Below are 20,360 nucleotides of genomic sequence, written 5' to 3'. Positions count from 1 at the left end.
AAATAATAATATGTTTTTTATGAAAGTGTTTCGATGTATAAATTATATAATTAAATATCTTTTATAAATTAAATCTATTTCAAAATAAAATTTTTTTCAGTGCATAAATCAAGCCAATTGAGCTATTAGTACTGGTCAGCTGCACACATTACTGCGCTTCCACATCCAGCCTATCAACGTGGTGGTCTACCACGGCTCTATAGGAAGAACTAGTTTTGAGGTGAGTTTCCCGCTTAGATGCTTTCAGCAGTTATCTCTTCCATACTTAGCTACCCGGCACTGCAGCTGGCGCTACAACCGGTCCACCAGTGGTATGTTCAACCCGGTCCTCTCGTACTAGGGTCAACTCCTCTCAATTCTTCTACACGCATAGCAGATAGGGACCGAACTGTCTCACGACGTTCTGAACCCAGCTCACGTACCACTTTAATTGGCGAACAGCCAAACCCTTGGGACCTGCTCCAGCCCCAGGATGTGATGAGCCGACATCGAGGTGCCAAACACTGCCGTCGATATGAGCTCTTGGGCAGTATCAGCCTGTTATCCCCGGCGTACCTTTTATCCGTTGAGCGATGGCCCTTCCACTCAGAACCACCGGATCACTATGACCGACTTTCGTCTCTGCTCGACTTGTCAGTCTCACAGTCAGGCAGGCTTATGCCATTGCACTCTACGAACGATTTCTGACCGTTCTGAGCCTACCTTCGCACGCCTCCGTTACTATTTGGGAGGCGACCGCCCCAGTCAAACTACCCACCATACAATGTCTTGATGCCGGATGACGGCAATCAGTTAGATACCAAGAAAAACAAAAGAGGTATTTCACTGGTGACTCCACAAAAGCTGACGCCTTTGCTTCAATGTCTCCCTCCTATACTAAATATGTTTTTCCTAATACCAATGTAAAGTTGCAGTAAAGGTGCACGGGGTCTTTCCGTCTAACTACGCGAACTCCGCATCTTCACGGAGAATTCAATTTCACTGAGTTGATGTTGGAGACAGCGGAGAAATCGTTACGCCATTCATGCAGGTCGGAACTTACCCGACAAGGAATTTCGCTACCTTAGGACCGTTATAGTTACGGCCGCCGTTTACTGGGGCTTCAGAAGTTAGCTTGCACCAACCGCATTAACCTTCCAGCACCGGGCAGGCGTCAGACCCTATACATCCACTTACGTGTTAGCAGAGCCCTGTGTTTTTGATAAACAGTCGCTTCTCCCTGGCTTGTGCCACCCATCTCTAGTTGCCTAAAAACAGGTCTTCCTTATCCCGAAGTTACGGAAGCATTTTGCCGAGTTCCTTCAACATCATTCTCTCAAGCGCCTAAATATACTCTATTAATCCACCTGTGTCGGTTTAGGGTACGGTCTAATGATGGAGCTATTTCTTGGAACCTTTTCGCGGCATACTCAATCCATTAAGAGTACACAACTTACAAGATCCGTCACTACCATCTGGTTAAGGAATATTAACCTTATTTCCATCGACTACGGCTTTCGCCCTCGCCTTAGGTGCCGACTAACTCTGCGCGGATTAACCTTGCGCAGAAACCCTTGGATTTTCGGCGAAGAAGTTTTTCACTTCTTTTATCGTTACTTATGTCAGCATTCGCACTTCTGATACCTCCAGGATCCCTCACGGGTATCCCTTCACAGGCTTACAGAACGTTCCGCTACCGCTTATAAAACTCGAAAGTTTTATAAACCCACAGATTCGGTATATGATTTTAGCCCCGTTACATCTTCGGCGCAGAAACTCTATTAGACCGGTGAGCTGTTACGCTATCTTTAAAGGATGGCTGCTTCTAAGCCAACCTCCCGGCTGTTAAGGAATTTCCACATCCTTTCACACTTAATCATAATTTGGGGACCTTATCTGGTGGTCTGGGCTCTTTCCCTCTCGACCATGGACCTTAGCACCCACAGTCTGTCTGTTGAAGAACAATGTCTAGCATTCGGAGTTTTATTAGGTTTGGTAAGAATCTCTTCCCCCTAGCCCATTTAGTGCTCTACCTCTAAACATTTATTTATTCAACGCACTACCTAAATAGTTTTCGCGGAAAACCAGCTATCTACGAATTTGGTTGGCCTTTCACCCCTTACCACAAGTCATCCAAAGACTTTTCAACGTCAACTGGTTCGGTCCTCCGGTTGGTGTTACCCAACTTTCAACCTGCTCATGGTAAGCTCATTCGTTTTCGGGTCTAATTCATTAAACTAATCGCCCTATTAAGACTTGCTTTCGCTGCGCCTACACCTAGATGGCTTAAGCTTGCTTAATAAATTAAGTCACTGACCCATTATACAAAAGGTACGCCGTCACTCTAAAAAGAGCTTCGACTGATTGTAGGCATGCAGTTTCAGGTTCTATTTCACTCCCCTAATAGGGGTTCTTTTCACCTTTCCCTCACGGTACTAGTTCACTATCGGTCACTGAAGAGTATTTAGGCTTAGAGGGTGGTCCCCCTATATTCGAGCAGGATTTCACGTGTCCCGCTTTACTCAAGAATTTTGTTAAACATTACTCATACGGGACTATCACCCTCTATGGTTAGCATTTCCAAACTATTCAAATTTTTTTAACAAAACTACTGGCCTAGTCCGCGTTCGCTCGCCACTACTAACGGAATCTCAATTGATTTCTTTTCCTCTGGTTACTTAGATGTTTCAGTTCTCCAGGTTGTCTCTTTAAACCTATGTATTCAGTTTAAAGTACCACATAAAGTGGTGGGTTTCCCCATTCGGAAATTTTCGGATCAAAGCTTACATACAGCTCCCCGAAACTTATCGCAGTATATCACGTCCTTCATCGGCTTTCAGTGCCAAGGCATCCACTACACGCCCTTAAACGCTTGATTTATGCACAGAAAAAAATTCTTTTTTAAAAGAAAAATTAACTATGTTGTGATCAAATTTTTATTTTGAACATTAGCTAATAACATTACTAATGTTCGGATATAGATATTGATATTAATTATTAAATTTATTTACAGTTTTTATAACTAAATGTTTCCTGGTGGAGGATAGCGGGATCGAACCGCTGACCTCCTGAATGCAAATCAGGCGCTCTCCCAGCTGAGCTAATCCCCCAGTTAAGTGTGGTGGGCCGAGAAAGACTCGAACTTTCGACCCCACCCTTATCAAGGGTGTGCTCTAACCAACTGAGCTACCGGCCCTACAAGAAGGAAACATTACTTTAAGAAGAGAAATGAGGACGGTCAACATTACCGATGTATATTATTTAGAATGAAATTTTACTTTCATTCATCCTTAGAAAGGAGGTAATCCAGCCGCAGGTTCCCCTACGGCTACCTTGTTACGACTTCACCCCAGTCGCTGACTATACCGTGGTCAAGGGTTTGAAACCTTGCCTTAAGGTAGAACCAACTCCCATGGTGTGACGGGCGGTGTGTACAAGACCCGGGAACGCATTCACCGTGGCACGCTGATCCACGATTACTAGTAATTCCAGCTTCATGCACTCGAGTTGCAGAGTGCAATCCGAACTGAGGTATCTTTTAGGGATTTGCTTAACTTCGCAGTCTTGCTTCCTGTTGTAGATACCATTGTAGCACGTGTGTAGCCCAACACGTAAGGGCCATGAGGACTTGACGTCATCCCCACCTTCCTCCAGCTTATCACTGGCAGTTCTTTCAGAGTGCCCAACTTAATGATGGCAACTAAAAGTGAGGGTTGCGCTCGTTGCGGGACTTAACCCAACATCTCACGACACGAGCTGACGACAGCCATGCAGCACCTGTGTTTCGTCCGGCCGAACCGAAAACTCTAATCTCTTAGAGTCGCGACGAACATGTCAAGTGTTGGTAAGGTTCTGCGCGTATCTTCGAATTAAACCACATGCTCCACTACTTGTGCGGGTCCCCGTCAATTCATTTGAGTTTTAACCTTGCGGTCGTACTCCCCAGGCGGTGTGTTTATCGGTTTCCCTGCGACACTGAAAATAAATTTCCAACGTCTAACACACATCGTTTACGGCATGGACTACGAGGGTATCTAATCCTCTTCGCTACCCATGCTTTCGTTCCTCAGTGTCAGTAATGATCCAGAAAGCTGCCTTCGCAATTGGTATTCTTTCTAATATCTACGAATTTCACCTCTACACTAGAAATTCTGCTTTCCTCTATCATACTCTAGCTGAAAAGTTTTAATGGCAGTTCCAGAGTTAAGCTCTGGGATTTCACCACTAACTTTTTCAACCACCTACGAACTCTTTAAGCCCAGTAATTCCGAACTACGCTAGGTCCCTTCGTATTACCGCGGCTGCTGGCACGAAGTTAGCCGGACCTTCTTATTCGGGTACAGTCATTTTCTTCCCCGACGAAAGAGCTTTACAACCCAAGGGCCTTCTTCACTCACGCGGCATCGCTGCATCAGAGTTTCCTCCATTGTGCAAGATTCCCCACTGCTGCCTCCCGTAGGAGTTTGGGCCGTGTCTCAGTCCCAATGTGGCTGATCATCCTCTCAAATCAGCTATTGATCACAGTCTTGGTAGGCCATTACCCCACCAACAAACTAATCAAGTGCAGGCTCATCCAATGGTGCATAAAGCTTTCTCCGTAAAGACTTATCCGGTATTAGCACAAGTTTCCTCGTGTTATTCCAGGCCAAAGGGCAGATACCTACATGTTACTCACCCGTCTGCCACTAAGTATTGCTACTTCGTTCGACTTGCATGTGTTAGGCGTGCCGCCAGCGTACGTTCTGAGCCATGATCAAACTCTCAAGTTTAAAAACGGCGCACACTAGCTTCTATATAAATTCTAAGAATAAAATTTATATAATGTTGAAGTGTGTACGACAAATTTTGGTAACCTTAACCGTCCACACTTCTCTTCTTAAATTTTTACTTTTTAAATAGCTAATTGGGTCTAAAAAGCCCAATAATCCTCACTAATCTATTGTGTTAACAATAATTTTCGTGAGAAAGTGTGACGCTTATAGGCTAAATTAAAAGGAAATCAAGCATTTAAGAATAAAAAAAACACTAAAAATTGATGATTTTATTGGGTTTTTTTTGATTTTTTGACATTGCTAATCTAATAATTCTCATCAAAACATTATTAAATGCAAAAAAAACTTCTAACCTTTTTTTTTAAAAACTTAAAATTAATAGGATTAATTTTTCTAATTATTTTAACAGTTGCAATATCAGCTTATTTTAATCAAAAAGAAAATTTAAGTAAAAATCAGAATAATGATTTTATTAATAATATTTATTTTAAAAAAACTCTTAATGAAATTGTTAACAATTTAGAACCAAGATACAAAAAATATAATCACAAAATTAAATCTGGAGAAACTTTTGACAAAATACTTAGCGAATACTCAATAGAAAGAGAAGAGTTAATTGCTATCAAAGAAAGTCTTTCAAAAAAATTTAATATTAATAAATTAAACACTAATCAAAAAATTGAAATTATTTTAGATAAAACTAATAATAAAATTAAAGAATTTATTTTTCAAATTTCAAATACTGAAAAAATATATTTATCAAAGAATAGTGATGAATTTAAATTTAATGAAAAAATAATATCTATAAAATTAGATAAAAAAATTATTTACAAAGAAAATATAATTCTTCAAAGTCTTTACAAAGCTGCAACTGATCAAAATATACCACCAAACACAATAATCGAATTTGCAAGAATTTATGGTTTTCAAGTAGATTTTCAAAGAGATATTCGTAAAGAAGATAAATTTCAAATTATGTATGAAGTATTTATTGATGAAAAAAATAAAGTGGTTGAAACAGGAGAAATTCTTTTTGCAAATCTTAAGTTAAGTGGTCAGGACAATTCATTATATTATTTTGATAAAGAAAATGTTGAAGGACATTACGATAAAAATGGAAAAAGTGTACAAAAAGCATTAATGAAAACACCTATTAATGGTGCAAGATTATCTTCATCATTTGGAATGAGAAAACATCCAATCGATGGATTTAACAAGATGCATAAAGGAACTGATTTTGCAGCGCCCAAAGGAACACCCATCATGGCCTCAGGAAATGGAATAATTCAAAAAGCTGGCTGGTGTGGAGGTGGCGGAAATTGTGTAAAAATTAGACACAACTCAACATACGAAACAGTTTATGCTCATATGTCAAAATTTGCACGTGGAATAAAAAAAGGTATTAGAGTTAATCAAGGACAAACAATTGGTTATGTTGGATCAACTGGAAAATCAACAGGTCCCCACTTGCACTATGAAGTTATTGTTAACGGAAAAAAAGTTAACTCTCAAAAACTAAAGCTTCCATCAGGTAAAGTTTTGAAAGGAAAAAATAGAGAACTTTTTGAAACTAATAAAATAAAGTTAAACGTTCTAAAGTCAGAAAAAATTATTGGATTAAATTAACTATCTTCAGTTTTTTTTTTAGAAATTGGTTTAATCTCTGTTACAACTTTCTTATCTTCGACACTAATTTCTTCAGTTTTTTTAGATAATTCCTGAGTTTCAGTAGTATTTTCAGCAGATTTATTTTCAGCAAATTTTAGTCTTTTATAATTCTCTTGTTCATTCAAAATTCTTGTAAAGTGATCTGCGTGTTGTAGATAATTTTCAGATAATATTTTATCTCCATTAGAAGATGCTTCTCTTGCTAAATCATTATATTTTTCAATTAACTTTGGAGCATTATGATTATTTCGCCCAGGAACTTTTCTTTTAAAATTTTCATTGTTTGAATAATTTGATGCAAACTTAGGTCTATCTCCATTACTTTTAAAATTTCTATCATTTCTTCTAAAATTATTTCTTCTAACGTTATTATTGTTTCTAAATGTTACCATATTTTTAATTAATTATATTTTAGTACTGACTATGCAACGATCGTTATTTGCAAGATCTTTGACTGAACTATTTATATAAAAACCTTTATTGTTTAATAATTTAATAACTTTACTTTTTTGATCAAAACCAATCTCTAAAATAAATTTTCCATTTTTTTTTAACATTTCAGATGTTTTATTTATTACTTTTCTGATTACTGATAAACCATCTAATCCACCATCTAGAGCTAATTTAGGCTCAAACTTTAAAACATCACTCTCCAAATATTTTAAATCACTTTTTTTAATATAAGGGGGATTAGAAACAACTAAATCATATTTGCCTTGGTCAAATTTGTCAACATCTGATTTATATAATTTTACCCTCTCATCTACCATGAGTTTTTTTGCATTTAATCTTGATATTTCTAATGAATTTTTACTAATATCTATTCCAATTCCATAAAAATTTTTTTTTTCTTTTAGAATACTCAACAATATACAACCTGAACCAACTCCAATATCAAGAATTTTTAAAGAATGCTTATTTTTAGTAACTTTTAGAATTTGCTCTATAATAATTTCTGTATCAGGACGAGGTATAAGAGTATTTTGATTTACATAAAATTCGCTTTTCCAAAAAAACTTTTTATTCAAAAGATAGGCTATTGGTTTTCTGGTTGCTCTTTCATAAACCAATTTTTTAAAATATTCTAAATTTTCATTATTTAAGACTTTATCATGATTTAAAATTATATACTCACGATCTTTATCTAAAGCTTTGGCCATTAAAATTTCTGTGTCAAGCTGAGCCGATAGAATAGATTTATCTTTTAAAATATTTGTTGCTTCTATAACTGCTGAGTAAATATTCATTTAATTTAAACTGCTTAAACTATCTTCTTGTGCCTGTAATGTAAGTGACTCGATCATTTCATCAAAAGCTTCACCTTCTAAAAACTCTTCTAATCTATGAAGTGTTAAATTAATTCTATGATCTGTAACTCTTCCTTGTGGAAAATTATAAGTTCTAATTCTCTCTGATCTATCTCCAGTTCCTATTTTTGTTTTTCTATCTTTTGATCTTTCTTGGTCAATTCTTGATCTTTCTAATTCATATAACCTTGACCTTAAAATTTTCATCCCTTTTGCTTTATTTTTATGTTGAGATTTTTCATCTTGCTGAGAAACAGATAACCCTGTCGGAATGTGGGTAATTCTAACCGCACTATCAGTTGTATTTACTGATTGTCCTCCTGGCCCTCCTGCTCTAAAAACATCAATTCTTAAATCAGACTCATTTATTTTTAAATCAACTTCCTCTGCTTCAGGCAATACTGCAACGGTTGCTGCTGAGGTGTGAACTCTTCCCTGCGTTTCGGTATCTGGCACTCTTTGAACTCTATGTACTCCACTTTCATATTTTAAAGTTGAATAAATGTTAGTTCCTTTAATTGATGCGATAACCTCTTTTAAACCTCCTGCATCACTTCTAGAAATTGATATTAATTCTAATGTCCATTTTTTTTTATGGCTCACTTTTTCATACATCTTAAAAAGGTCTGAAGCAAATAGGCTTGCTTCCAGTCCTCCAGTTCCTGCTCTTATTTCTATGATTGCATTTTTTTTATCAGCTTCATCTTTTGGAAGTAAAAATAATTTTAATTTTTTTTCATTTATTTCGAATTCAGTCTTTAATTCTAATAATTCAAGTTCAGCCATATCTTTTAATTCTTTGTCGGTTGAGCCATCATTTAAAATTTTCTCTAAATCTTTTTTATCCTCTTCGTATGATAAATATTTTTTTGCATTTATTATAATTTCATTAAGATAAGAGTACTCTTTTGATTTTTCTGCAAATAGCTTTTTATCAATTTCACCTGAAGATAGATCTTTTTCTAAATTTGAATGCTTTGATATGAGTTCTTCAATTGTTTTTGCAGGTATCATTATTTTTTTTCTAACTCTGAGGCTTTTTTTTCAACTTCAGCCACTACTTTATCAATTATTTCATTTGTTAAGACTTTCTTACTTTGTACGCCAGAAAGATAAAGCATATTGTTTCCTTTTCCACCACCTGTAATGCCTACATCTGTCATTGCTGCTTCACCAGGCCCATTCACTACACATCCAATTATCGATAGCGTAACTGGAGTTTTAATATGTGATAATTTTTCTTCTAAGACCTTTACAGTATTGATTACTTGAAATGCTTGCCTGGCACATGATGGGCAAGAAATAATTTTTACTCCTCTATTTCTTAGTCCTAATGACTTTAAAATCTCATTACCAATTTTTATTTCTTTTACTGGGTCATCAGAAAGTGAAATTCTGATGGTGTCCCCAATTCCATCTAAAAGCAACGTTCCAAGTCCAATAGATGACTTAACACTTCCAGATACAAAACTTCCAGCTTCTGTAATTCCAAGATGTAATGGATAATCCATTGCTTTTGAAAGTTGGCGATAAGCTGCAATTGATAAAAAAACGTCTGACGACTTAACACTAACTTTAAAGTTAAAAAAATCTTGATCTTCTAATACTTTGATATTTCTCAAAGCGCTCTCTACTAAAGCCTCTGGACAAGGTTCTTTATATTTTTCTAGAATATCTTTTTCAAGTGAGCCTGCATTTACACCAATCCGGATTGAACAATCATTATTTTTTGCAGCACTTAAAACATCATGAATTTTTTGTTTATCACCAATATTGCCTGGATTTATTCTTAAACATTTTGCTCCGTTTTCAGCAGCCTCAATTGCTCGTTTATAGTGAAAATGAATATCAGCAATTATAGGTAGTTTTACATTGTTTGTTATTTCTTTTAATGCTTTTGTAGAATCTTCATCTGGACATGAAACTCTTACAATATCTGCTCCTTCTTCATGAATTGCATTTATTTGATCTATTGTAGCTTTAACATCAGTTGTTAAAGTATTGGTCATTGACTGAACTGAAATAGGATTATCCCCTCCAATCTTTACATCACCAACATTTATGACTCTGGTTTTTTTTCGATTAATATTTCTGAAGGGCCTGAGGCTCATAAAATTTAGTCTAATTTAAATTCTTTATGCAATACAGCTATAGCTTTTTTTACTTGATTGGAAGCAACTAAAACTGAAATTTTAATTTCAGAAGTAGAGATTACTAAGATATTTATTTTTTTTGAAGCTAAAGCTTGAAACATTCGATAGGTTATTCCAGGGGTCGTTATCATTCCTACTCCTATTATTGAAACTTTGGATACATCTTTATCAAACGATAACTTTTTATAAGAAATCTTTTTATTCTGTTTTATAAATTTTTCAGTTTTTTTTAAGTCATCAGCCTTGATTGTGAATGTAAGATCTGTTTCCTTGCCATTAAGAGAAATATTTTGAACAACCATATCAACGTTTATTAAATTTTGAGACAAAGGTTTAAAAATTGAAGCTGCTACTCCCGGTTTATCTTTAACCCCTTCAATTGTAATTTTTGCATCATTTTTTGTTGATGAAATTCCAGTAATAATTTGATCACTAAATGCTTTTGACGAATTAGTGATTAAAGTTCCAGGCTTTGAGACAAATGAAGATTTAACTTGTATGTCTATTTTGTTCAATTTTGCATCCTGCACAGAAGTTGGCTGCATTACTTTTGAACCCAAAGATGCCATTTCCAACATTTCATCATAAAATATTTTTTTAATTTTTTTTGCATTTTTGTACTGTCTTGGATCCGTGGTATAAACACCATCAACATCAGTATAAATAATACATTCATCTGCTTTAATAAATTTAGCTAACATTATTGCAGTAGCATCTGAACCACTTCTGCCAATAGTTGTTAGCCTATAATCTTTGTTTATTCCTTGAAAGCCAGTGATTACTGGAATTCCTCCACTTTTAAGATAGCTCTGTAATTCTTTTGAAACTACTCTGTTAATTCGTGCTGCAGAATAAGGTCCTTCAGTTACAATAGGTATTTGCCAAGATAACCAAGATCTAGATTTAAACCCGATATGCTTTAATCTTCCAGCAATCAAAGCGCAAGAAACTTGTTCTCCCGTAGACAGAAGAGAATCATATTCAGCTTTGTCAAAATTATTACTAATTAATTTTGATTTATTAACTAGTTCGTTAGTCACTCCACTCATTGCAGAGGAAATCACCACTACATTATTCTTCTTTTTTTTGTAAGAAGATATAATTTTACATACTTTTTTAATTCTATCGATACTTCCAACGGAAGTTCCACCAAACTTTAAAACAACAGTTTTCATTGATCAAATTTATTTATTATAATTTAATAAATAATTGATAAAATACATCTTAGTTGTTATGTCAACTAATTATCGATTATGAACAGTGTAAATAAAAAAGAAATTGAAAAATTTTCACAAATGGCGGCTGAATGGTGGGACCCGAGTGGAAAATTTAAACCACTTCATAAGTTTAATCCTATAAGAATTAAGTATATCAAAGAAAATATTATTAATAGTTTTAAACTAAAAGCCAAACAAAGACCTCTAGATAAAATTAATATATTGGATATTGGTTGTGGCGGAGGACTTCTATCTGAACCCATGACAAGATTAGGTGCAAATGTAACTGGAATTGATGCATCAAATAAAAATATCAGTATTGCCAAGCTACATGCAAAAAAAAATAAACTTAAAATTAATTATTTATGCTCATCGCCTGAAAAATTAAAAATTAAAAAAAAATTTGATGTTATTTTAAATATGGAAATAGTTGAACATGTAGAAGATGTTAATTTTTTTATAAATTCTTGTTCAAAACTTCTTAAAAAAAATGGCATTATGTTTGTCGCCACTCTTAATAAAACATTAAAATCTTATATATTTGCAATAGTTGGAGCAGAATATGTTTTAAGATGGCTTCCGATAGGAACTCATGACTGGGAAAAATTTTTAAAACCGGAAGATCTTAAAAAAATTTTAACCAAAAATGATTTAAAATTAGAAAAGTTAGATGGAATGAATTTTAATATAATTAAAGATGAGTGGACTGTTTCTTCAGACACTTCAATTAATTACATTGTAAAATCTGTAAAACTTTAATTATCTTTGTCCTCTACCCAAGGTATCATCTGAGCATCGATACCTTCTTCCTTAAGTTCCATAAGATCTTTCTTGGAAGCATTTCCATAGATACCTTTGGATTTTTTTTTAGGATTGTAGTGAATAGATCGAGCTTCATAGGCAAAATTTTCACCAACAAACTTAAAATTTTCTTTAATAAATTTTTGATAACTTTTAATAGTTTTTTTTACATTTTCATATTTATCTAATTGCAAATCGTTTTTGATATCTTTTGTATTATTTCTTAAGCTTGGTGCCATCAGAGATTTATCTACTGCTTTAGAATTACAAATGTGACAGATTAAAAGATGTTTTTTTTTTAATTTTTCAAATTCCTTAGATGAAGCAAACCAACTATCAAATGTTGTATCACAATGTTTGCATGCTAGCTTATATTTGATCATAATTAAGAATTAATAATTTTTGCAAAATTTTCAATACCACTAACTTCTATAATCAGCATTAATATCAACATATTTTTTTGTAAAATCCATTGTGTAAACAGTAAAGCTTTTCTTTCCAGTAAAAATTTCAATATCAATATCAATATTTTCATTTTTCATGTACTCGGATGCTTTTGTCTCATCATAACCTTGATGCAATTTTCCATCTTGTACAATTTTTAAATTTCCAAATTTAATTAAAAGTTTTTTTAAATTTATTTTTGGTCCAGCTTTACCTATTGCCATAATTATTCTGCCCCAGTTAGGATCTTCACCAGCAATTGCAGTTTTAACTAAAGGAGAATTGGCGACAGAAAGAGCAATCTGCTTTGCCTCTATTTCTGATTTACACTTTTTAACATTAACCGTCACAAACTTTGAAGACCCCTCTCCATCTGAAACCACTCTTTTTGCTAGATTTAGCAAAACCTTATTTAAAGCCTTATCAAATGTTTGAATTTTTTTGTCATTTATATTTTTAATTTGGGCATTATTTACTTTACCAGTTGCAAAAATAGTTGCCATATCATTGGTACTAGTGTCGCCATCACAAGTTATAGCATTAAAAGTTGTTACTATATTTTTTTTAAGTAGCTTGTTTAAAATATCATTTGAGAGATTAGCGTCTGTGAAAACATAAGCTAATGTAGTTGCCATATTTGGATGAATCATTCCTGAACCTTTTGCTATTCCATAAATCTTAATTTTTTTATTTGCAATTTTACATTCTTCCATTGCTAACTTGGGCTTAGTATCAGTTGTCATGATAGCGAGCGCAGCTTTCATCCAAATAAATTTATTTTGTGTATATTTAATTTTATTAATTAAACTTGAGATTTTGTGAGAAATTTTTTCATAAGGATAAAGTTCCCCAATAGTTCCTGTGCAGCCAAAAATTATATCTTTTGAAGAAATTTTTTTTGGAACATCTTCATCTTGTTCTTGTTTTTTTGTTAATTCTAATGAAATAGTGTGTGATAGTTTCTTTAAACTTTCATAACCCTGCTTACCCGTAAAGGCATTGGCATTACGAGTGTTAACTATAAGAGAATAAATTCTTTTACTGTTTTGATTTAAATTCCACTTGATATTTTCAGATATTATTTTTGACTTAGTATAAACTGATGCATGATTAGCTCCGTCTCTAAAATAGAACATTGATAAGTCGTCTCTATTATCATTATACAGATTTGCACTTACAACAGAAATAGATACACCATCAACATGATCAAGGTCTTGAAAATCAATCATTCTGGCATTTTTTGATTTTGAAGATAAAAAGTTTGATAAATTAATTCCCATAGTGTTTAAAATAATTATTTAATACATATATTAAACATTATAAGTAAAGAATAAATCAAATACTCATGTTCAATCCTCTAAATCTAATTACGAAATTTATTAAATCTAGCAATCAAAAAGAGTTGGATAGAATTGGTAAAATTATAAAAACAATAAATTCACTTGAGAATGAGTTTAAAAAACTTGATGATTTAGATTTTCCAAAAAAAACACAAGAATATAAAGAGCAAATTAAACAAGGAAAAACCTTGGATGAACTTTTACCAGAAGCATTTGCATTGGTAAGAGAGGCCTCAAAAAGAACTCGAAACGAAAGACACTTTGATGTTCAAATAATTGGGGGAGTTGTTCTTCATGAAGGTAAAATTGCTGAAATGAGAACTGGGGAAGGAAAAACTCTCACAATTTCTCTTGCTGCATACTTAAATGCTCTAACTGAAAAAGGTGTGCACATTGTAACTGTTAACGATTACCTGGCAAAAAGAGATTCAATTGAGATGGGGCATATCTATAACTTTTTAGGTTTATCATCTGGTCACATTAATAACGACCAAGATGATAATGAAAGAAAGAGAAATTATAATTGTGACATAACATATGCAACAAATAGTGAACTTGGATTTGATTACCTAAGAGATAATATGAAATTCTCAGAGAATGAAATGGTTCAAAGAGAGCACTCATTTTCTATAGTAGACGAAATAGACTCTTGTTTAATTGATGAAGCCAGAACACCTTTAATAATATCAGGATCAACCGAAGATAAGACAGCACAATATATAGCTATTGATAGATTGATTAAACTTTTAAATGATAAGGAGGATTACGAAATTGATGAAAAAGAAAAAAGCATACTACTAACGAACAATGGAATAAACAACGTTGAAAAACTTTTTTCAAATGCTGGTATATTGAAAAATAACAATTTTTATGATCCAGAAAATTTACATTTAGTACATCACGTGAACCAAGCATTGCGTGCTAATCATATGTTCGAAAAAGGTAAAGATTATATTGTAAAAGATGGAAGTTTAAAAATTATTGATGAACTGACTGGCAGAATACTTGAAGGTAGAAGATTTGGTGATGGATTACATCAAGCTTTAGAGGCAAAAGAAAAAATTAAAATTCAAGCTGAAAATCAAACCTTAGCATCAATAACTTATCAAAATTATTTTAAACTTTATAAAAAAATATCTGGATGTACAGGTACAGCTGCAACTGAATCTGAAGAATTTTTTGAAATTTATGGATTGGCTGTTGTGATTATTCCAACAAATAATGAAATGATTAGAAAAGATTATAATGATCAAATTTTTAGAACTGAGGTTGAAAAAAATAATGCAATTATAGAAAAAATTGTTGAGCGTCATGATGCAGGCCAACCAATTTTAATTTTCACATCTAGTATTAACAAGTCTGAAATTTATTCAGCCTTGTTAAACAAAAAAAATATCAAGCATGTTGTATTAAATGCAAAAAATCATGAAAATGAGGCAGATATAATAGCTAATGCGGGTAAAGAAAAATCAGTAATCATCACAACTAGTATTTCTGGAAGAGGTGTGGATATTCAACTGGGTGGTAAAAAAGGATCTATTGAAGAGGCCCAACTTCAAATAGACAAAAACAAGATAAAGTCCTTAGGTGGCTTATTTGTCGTTGGAACAGAAAGAATGGAGTCGAGAAGAGTTGATAATCAAGCAAGAGGAAGAGCTGGAAGACAAGGTGATGAAGGTAGTTCCATTTTTTATGTAAGTCTTGAAGACGATTTAATGAGAATTTTTGGATCAGAGTCTATGAATAAAATGCTTGAAAAATTAGGACTTAAAGATGGAGAAAGTATTGATCATCCATGGATTAATAAGGCTCTTGAGAGAGCTCAACAAAAAGTAGAAGCTAGAAATTTTGATATAAGAAAAACCTTAATAAAATTTGATAATGTTTTGAACGACCAAAGGCATGTCGTATTTTCTCAGCGAAAAAATGCAATAAATAGTCAAAGTATATTTGATTATTCTGATGAGTTTTTAAAAGAAATAATTGATGATATCATCAAATTAAAAATCCAAAGTTTATCAAATCCTAAAAGTAATGAGTTTAGAAATCGCCTAAAACAGATTGTTGGTAAAAGTTTTGACGAGTCAGAATTAAAATCATTAATTTCTACAAAAGATGCTGAATTAAAAGAAAAAATCATCAACAAATTTTCAGAATCTAGAGATGAGAGAATAAAAATTTTAGGAGAAGATCATGCAAAAGAAATTGAAAAACGAATTTTCTTGCAATCAATTGATCTTAACTGGAAATCTCATATTCAATATCTTGAGCAACTGAGACAAGTAATTGGGCTTAGATCGTATGGGCAGCGAGACCCTTTGGTTGAGTATAAAAAAGAGGCTTTTGATTTATTTTCTAATCTTCTTGAAAAGTTAAAATTAGATTTTGTAACTATTCTAATGAATTTAAAAGTTGTTACAGAGCAACAAGAAGAAAAAAAGGAATCAATGTTAGATCAAATTAAAAGTGGTAAAAAAATTGGTAGAAATGAGCCTTGCTCATGTGGATCAGGTAAAAAATTTAAGCATTGTTGTGGTGCTTTATAAATTTAGATCACACTGAAAATAGCGACCAATAAAACTAAACCTGCAATTATTGATCCAATTAAAACTTTTTTTGATTTTAAAATTTTATCAAAATTATTTTTTTTAATTGTTAGGGTGCTTAAATCTTTAGAGTTACTGATAAACCCTTGATTTCTTCCAATTTTTAAAAACTTATTTTTTCTCTCATTCATTATTTCTTCAGAAGATAATTCTTTAAAATAGTTTAAATTTTTTGATATTGAATCTTTTAAACTTTCCAACATTTGATCTCTATCTCTGTGGGCACCACCTAATGGCTCAGGAATAATTTCATCAATAACTTTTAATTCTAATAAATCTTTTGCTGAAAGTTTCATTGCTTTTGCAGCATCAAGCATTTTTTTTGGATCTCTCCACAAAATAGTTGCGCACCCTTCTGGAGAAATAACAGAATAAATAGCATTTTCTAACATTATAACTTTATTAGATGAGGCCAAAGCAATTGCGCCTCCAGAACCTCCTTCTCCAATAATAATTGCTAAAGTTGGAACACTTAGTTCCATGCAACATTCAATTGATTTAGCAATAGCCTCTGCTTGACCTCTTTCTTCAGCTCCTACGCCTGGATATGCTCCTGGTGTATCGATGAATGATATTATTGGGATATTAAATTTATTTGCTAAATTCATTAGTCGAATCGTTTTACGATACCCTTCGGGCCTCATCATTCCAAAGTTTCTTTCAATTCTTGTCTCTAAATTTTCACCTTTTTCCTGACCTATTATCAAAACTGAAGTGCCATTAAATTTAGCAAATCCTGTTAAAACAGATTTATCCTCCCCATAGAAACGGTCTCCAGACAAAGGAATGAAATCATCAAACAAATTATCAATAAAAAATTTAGATTTCGGTCTATCTTCATGACGGGCAACCATCGTGGTTTGCCAAGGATCTAGATTTGAATAGATATTTTTTAATTTTTCATCAAGCTCAGCTTGGGTGCTAGATATTTTTTGAGTATCTACCTCTGAAAGACCATCTTGGTTATATGGATCTTTTAATTTCTCTATCTCAGATTCTAAATTTTTAATATCTGTTTCAAAATTAAGATAATTCTTCATAGTTTATTTATAATAGAAACTTAAATTATAAAAAAGGCAATAAAATGATAATTAAAATTATTTTTTAGTATTATTAATTGACTTAAAATATTTAAACGATACAAATTTCATATCGGGAGAGACTAACTACATTTTAGCGCCGAAGGAGCAACTACCCCGGAAACTCTCAGGCAAAAGGACCGATCAAAGCATAACACTCTGGAAAGAGATTAATTTCCGCCGAAGGAGCAAAACTCTCAGGCAAAAATACAGATGGGGTAACAAAAGTGCTATGCCAGACAAATATATAAATATTCATACTCTTAAAGTTTCAGAAAGCTTATCAAATTTTGTTAATGAAGAATTGCTGAAAGATACAGGTGTTTCGACCGATCAATTTTGGTTAGGATTTGAAAAAACTGTTAACGAACTTGAGCCTAAAAATAGAGAACTAATTAATACAAGAGAAACTTTACAAAAAAAAATTGATGATTGGCATATTAAAAATAAAGGCAATGAAATTAAACTAGATGAATATAAAAACTTTTTGTACGAAATTGGATATTTAAAAGAAGAAGGTGTAGATTTTTCAATAGAAACAGAAAATGTAGATGATGAAATAACTAAAATAGCTGGACCTCAACTAGTCGTACCAATTATGAATGCACGTTATGCTCTCAATGCAGCAAACGCAAGATGGATGAGTTTATACGACAGTCTATATGGAACTGATGTTATAGAACAATCTGAAGATAGTGTATCGGAAAGGTATGATCCATTAAGAGGAGAGATGGTTATAAAATATTCAAGAGATTTTTTAGATAAACATTTTCCACTTAAAAATCTTAGTTGGCATAAAATTACAAGTATTGCTGTTAAAGAATGCAAATTAAAAATTTTGAAAGGAGCTGATATATTTGATTTAGCCGAAGAAGAAAAATTTATTGGTCACAGAGGAGAGGCAGATAACCCATCAGCAATTATATTAAAAAATAATAACCTACATATAGAAGTTTTAAGAGACCCAAGAGCGTTCAGTGCTCAACAAGATCACGCAGGGATTAGTGATATTATTTTAGAAGCTGCTGTATCAACCATTTGTGATAACGAAGATAGTGTAGCAGCAGTGGATGCTGAAGATAAAGTTGTTTGTTATAGAAACTGGCTTGGTTTGATGAAGAGTGATCTTAAAACACAATTCGAAAAAGATGGAAAATTATTTGAAAGAAAACTAAATCCAAATAGAAGTTACATTTCAAAAGATGGTAAAGGACTTAAGCTACATGGAAGAAGTTTATTATTAGTTAGAAACGTAGGTCATTTAATGACAAATCCTTCAATAATTTTATCTAATGGTAACGAAGTACCTGAAGGAATTATGGATGCATTTATTACAGTAGCCGCAGCAATTCATGATTTAAAAAATAAAACAAATTCTAGAACAGGATCAATCTATATAGTTAAGCCAAAAATGCATGGGCCAGATGAGACTAAATTTACAGATTTAATTTTTTCTAAAGTGGAGGAAGTATTGGGTTTAAACAAATATACCTGCAAAATAGGAATCATGGACGAAGAGAGAAGAACATCTTCAAATTTAAAAGAGTGTATTAGGACCTTAAAAAATAGAGTTTTCTTCATTAACACTGGTTTTTTAGATAGAACAGGTGATGAAATGCATACTTCAATGGAAGCCGGACCTATGATCAAGAAGGGGGATATGAAATCTTCTAAATGGATTTTAGCATATGAAAATAACAATGTTGATGTTGGATTACAATGTGGTTTGTCAGGAAAGGCTCAAATTGGAAAAGGAATGTGGGCAATGCCAGATAAGATGAAAGATATGATGGAACAAAAGACAGGACATTTAAAAGCAGGAGCTAATTGTGCTTGGGTTCCGTCCCCTACTGCAGCTGCTTTGCATTCTTTACATTATCACGAAATAAATATCTTTGATGAACAAAAAAATATTGCAAATAGAGAAAAGGCAAAACTAGATGATCTTTTAACAGTTCCTGTTGCAAATAGACCAAATTGGTCAGTGGAAGATATCAATAGTGAAATATCAAATTCTGCACAAACATTATTAGGTTATGTGGTTAGATGGATTGATCAAGGCGTAGGGTGTTCAAAAGTTCCAGATATAAATAACATTGGGCTAATGGAAGATAGAGCGACACTTAGAATCTCATCGCAACATATTGCAAATTGGATACATCACGGAATAACCACTAAAATTCAAGTTACAGAAATAATGAAAGAAATGGCAAAAATTGTAGACGATCAAAATAAAGGTGACCCCAAATATGTTAAAATGAGTGATGACTATGATCGATCTTTAGCATTTAAAACAGCATGTGATTTAATTTTTAAAGGTAAAGAGCAGCCCTCAGGCTATACTGAACCATTACTGCATCAAAACAGATTGAAAAAGAAACTTAATCTGAATTAGAATTTAAGTTAGATCTATTTTTAAAAGCTGAAAACAACGTTCCATCATCTAAGCTTTCAATCTCACCACCTACTGGTAATCCTTGGGCTAATTTAGTAATTTTTGCATTAGTATTTTTTAAACTATCTTGAATGTAATAAGCTGTTGTTTGTCCTTCAACAGTCGCACTTGTTGCAAGTATAACTTCCTCTATATTGTCTCTATTCACTCTCTCAACTAAAGAGTTAATTAAAAGATCTTCTTTTCTTTGACCAACAGAAGAAATTGTTCCTCCTAAAATATGAAAGTATCCTTGAAAAATATTTGAGTTTTCAATTGACCACTGATCAGCAATATCTTCAACAACACAAATCTTTGTGTATTTTTCTTTTAAACTTTCACAATTAACACAACCATTTAAATTTGATTTTAAAGAACCACACGAGTTACATCTGGTTACATTTTTGTAAACTTGAGCTAGTGTACTAGCCATAGGTTTTACTAATTCATCTCGATTATTAATAAGTTTAAGAACTATTCTTTTTGCTGACTTTGGTCCTAAGCCTGGAAGCTTTGAAATTAATTTAATTAATTCTTCAATCTCACTAATATTTTGCATT

Annotated in this window: 13 protein-coding genes, 2 tRNA genes, 2 rRNA genes and 1 riboswitch; of the genes, 4 read left to right on the top strand and 13 right to left on the bottom strand. The window is 33.0% G+C overall.

Translation table 11 applies throughout. The annotated features are described in order from the left end of the window. Positions 1 to 104: 104 nt before the first annotated feature. The 4 genes from ACIJYF_RS00655 to ACIJYF_RS00640 form a co-directional block, all read right to left on the bottom strand. Positions 105 to 2,857 (bottom strand): 23S ribosomal RNA (locus ACIJYF_RS00655). A gap of 156 nt (positions 2,858 to 3,013) precedes the next feature. Further along, positions 3,014 to 3,089, bottom strand: a tRNA-Ala gene (locus ACIJYF_RS00650). A gap of 9 nt (positions 3,090 to 3,098) precedes the next feature. Further along, positions 3,099 to 3,175 (bottom strand) — tRNA-Ile (locus ACIJYF_RS00645). A gap of 98 nt (positions 3,176 to 3,273) precedes the next feature. After that, a 16S ribosomal RNA gene (locus tag ACIJYF_RS00640) occupies positions 3,274 to 4,748 on the bottom strand. Together the 16S and 23S rRNA genes with 2 tRNA genes alongside form the textbook arrangement of a ribosomal RNA operon. A 336-nt stretch (positions 4,749 to 5,084) precedes the next feature. On the opposite strand from ACIJYF_RS00640, the gene ACIJYF_RS00635 reads away from it, so the two are divergent. Further along, a complete protein-coding gene (locus ACIJYF_RS00635; protein WP_435116847.1) occupies positions 5,085 to 6,377 on the top strand; it encodes a peptidoglycan DD-metalloendopeptidase family protein in 1,293 nt (430 codons plus the stop codon). On the opposite strand, the gene ACIJYF_RS00630 is transcribed toward ACIJYF_RS00635, so the two are convergent. Genes ACIJYF_RS00630 through ACIJYF_RS00610 form a run of 5 tightly spaced genes read right to left on the bottom strand, consistent with a single transcriptional unit; the run spans position 6,374 to position 11,054 of the window. Next, positions 6,374 to 6,811: a DUF4167 domain-containing protein gene (locus ACIJYF_RS00630; RefSeq protein ID WP_435116845.1), complete on the bottom strand. Its 438-nt coding sequence runs from the start codon at positions 6,809 to 6,811 to the stop codon at positions 6,374 to 6,376. The genes ACIJYF_RS00635 and ACIJYF_RS00630 overlap by 4 nt on opposite strands. A 12-nt stretch (positions 6,812 to 6,823) precedes the next feature. Further along, positions 6,824 to 7,666 carry a peptide chain release factor N(5)-glutamine methyltransferase gene (prmC, locus tag ACIJYF_RS00625; RefSeq protein ID WP_435116843.1) on the bottom strand — a complete coding sequence of 281 codons (843 nt, stop codon included), beginning with the start codon at positions 7,664 to 7,666 and terminating at the stop codon, positions 6,824 to 6,826. Beyond that, entirely contained in the window at positions 7,667 to 8,740 is a 1,074-nt protein-coding gene (gene prfA / locus ACIJYF_RS00620) for a peptide chain release factor 1 (RefSeq protein ID WP_435116841.1), read from the bottom strand. Continuing rightward, positions 8,740 to 9,837, bottom strand: coding sequence for a flavodoxin-dependent (E)-4-hydroxy-3-methylbut-2-enyl-diphosphate synthase (gene ispG, locus ACIJYF_RS00615; protein ID WP_435116839.1), 1,098 nt, complete (start codon positions 9,835 to 9,837; stop codon positions 8,740 to 8,742). Before ispG ends, prfA begins: the two co-directional genes overlap by 1 nt. 5 nt (positions 9,838 to 9,842) lie before the next feature. After that, the gene (locus ACIJYF_RS00610; RefSeq protein WP_435116837.1) at positions 9,843 to 11,054 is read right to left on the bottom strand and encodes an aspartate kinase; all 1,212 of its coding nucleotides are present in this window, start codon (positions 11,052 to 11,054) and stop codon (positions 9,843 to 9,845) included. Between the two features lie 78 nt (positions 11,055 to 11,132). On the opposite strand from ACIJYF_RS00610, the gene ubiG reads away from it, so the two are divergent. After that, the gene (gene ubiG, locus ACIJYF_RS00605) at positions 11,133 to 11,855 is read left to right on the top strand and encodes a bifunctional 2-polyprenyl-6-hydroxyphenol methylase/3-demethylubiquinol 3-O-methyltransferase UbiG (protein WP_435116835.1); all 723 of its coding nucleotides are present in this window, start codon (positions 11,133 to 11,135) and stop codon (positions 11,853 to 11,855) included. On the opposite strand, the gene ACIJYF_RS00600 is transcribed toward ubiG, so the two are convergent. Together ACIJYF_RS00600 and argJ are read right to left on the bottom strand one after the other, a co-directional pair. Continuing rightward, entirely contained in the window at positions 11,852 to 12,280 is a 429-nt protein-coding gene (locus ACIJYF_RS00600) for a DUF1178 family protein (protein WP_435116833.1), read from the bottom strand. The two genes, ubiG and ACIJYF_RS00600, sit on opposite strands and share 4 nt — an antisense overlap. Before the next feature lie 39 nt (positions 12,281 to 12,319). Next, entirely contained in the window at positions 12,320 to 13,621 is a 1,302-nt protein-coding gene (gene argJ / locus ACIJYF_RS00595) for a bifunctional glutamate N-acetyltransferase/amino-acid acetyltransferase ArgJ (RefSeq protein ID WP_435116831.1), read from the bottom strand. A 65-nt stretch (positions 13,622 to 13,686) separates the two neighbouring features. Between argJ and secA the strand changes: the two genes are divergently transcribed. Further along, positions 13,687 to 16,227: a preprotein translocase subunit SecA gene (gene secA / locus ACIJYF_RS00590; RefSeq protein WP_435116829.1), complete on the top strand. Its 2,541-nt coding sequence runs from the start codon at positions 13,687 to 13,689 to the stop codon at positions 16,225 to 16,227. A 2-nt stretch (positions 16,228 to 16,229) separates the two neighbouring features. Here secA and ACIJYF_RS00585 read toward each other — a convergent pair whose 3' ends face one another. After that, positions 16,230 to 17,327, bottom strand: a complete 1,098-nt coding sequence (locus tag ACIJYF_RS00585; protein WP_435116827.1) for an acetyl-CoA carboxylase carboxyltransferase subunit alpha — start codon at positions 17,325 to 17,327, stop codon at positions 16,230 to 16,232. A gap of 103 nt (positions 17,328 to 17,430) precedes the next feature. Beyond that, a riboswitch (glycine riboswitch) is annotated at positions 17,431 to 17,519 on the top strand. A gap of 79 nt (positions 17,520 to 17,598) precedes the next feature. Here ACIJYF_RS00585 and ACIJYF_RS00580 point away from each other — a divergent pair. Continuing rightward, a complete protein-coding gene (locus ACIJYF_RS00580; RefSeq protein WP_435116825.1) occupies positions 17,599 to 19,761 on the top strand; it encodes a malate synthase G in 2,163 nt (720 codons plus the stop codon). Here ACIJYF_RS00580 and recR read toward each other — a convergent pair. Continuing rightward, complete coding sequence (gene recR, locus ACIJYF_RS00575; RefSeq protein ID WP_435116823.1) at positions 19,748 to 20,359, bottom strand: recombination mediator RecR; 612 nt, start codon at positions 20,357 to 20,359, stop codon at positions 19,748 to 19,750. The genes ACIJYF_RS00580 and recR overlap by 14 nt on opposite strands. Position 20,360: the final 1 nt, after the last annotated feature.

The sequence above is a fragment of the Candidatus Pelagibacter bacterium nBUS_49 genome, from assembly GCF_051200925.1.
In the GTDB taxonomy this organism is placed as follows: Bacteria; Pseudomonadota; Alphaproteobacteria; order Pelagibacterales; family Pelagibacteraceae; genus Pelagibacter.
Note: the sequence above shows the minus strand (reverse complement) of the source record. Positions and strands in the feature narration are given on the sequence as shown.

Coding starts and splice junctions, on each gene's coding strand:
- ACIJYF_RS00635 (WP_435116847.1), top strand. CDS start 5,085: ATGCAAAAAAAACTTCTAACCTTTTTTTTTAAAAACTTAAAATTAATA.
- ACIJYF_RS00630 (WP_435116845.1), bottom strand. CDS start 6,811: ATGGTAACATTTAGAAACAATAATAACGTTAGAAGAAATAATTTTAGA.
- prmC (WP_435116843.1), bottom strand. CDS start 7,666: ATGAATATTTACTCAGCAGTTATAGAAGCAACAAATATTTTAAAAGAT.
- prfA (WP_435116841.1), bottom strand. CDS start 8,740: ATGATACCTGCAAAAACAATTGAAGAACTCATATCAAAGCATTCAAAT.
- ispG (WP_435116839.1), bottom strand. CDS start 9,837: ATGAGCCTCAGGCCCTTCAGAAATATTAATCGAAAAAAAACCAGAGTC.
- ACIJYF_RS00610 (WP_435116837.1), bottom strand. CDS start 11,054: ATGAAAACTGTTGTTTTAAAGTTTGGTGGAACTTCCGTTGGAAGTATC.
- ubiG (WP_435116835.1), top strand. CDS start 11,133: ATGAACAGTGTAAATAAAAAAGAAATTGAAAAATTTTCACAAATGGCG.
- ACIJYF_RS00600 (WP_435116833.1), bottom strand. CDS start 12,280: ATGATCAAATATAAGCTAGCATGCAAACATTGTGATACAACATTTGAT.
- argJ (WP_435116831.1), bottom strand. CDS start 13,621: ATGGGAATTAATTTATCAAACTTTTTATCTTCAAAATCAAAAAATGCC.
- secA (WP_435116829.1), top strand. CDS start 13,687: ATGTTCAATCCTCTAAATCTAATTACGAAATTTATTAAATCTAGCAAT.
- ACIJYF_RS00585 (WP_435116827.1), bottom strand. CDS start 17,327: ATGAAGAATTATCTTAATTTTGAAACAGATATTAAAAATTTAGAATCT.
- ACIJYF_RS00580 (WP_435116825.1), top strand. CDS start 17,599: ATGCCAGACAAATATATAAATATTCATACTCTTAAAGTTTCAGAAAGC.
- recR (WP_435116823.1), bottom strand. CDS start 20,359: ATGCAAAATATTAGTGAGATTGAAGAATTAATTAAATTAATTTCAAAG.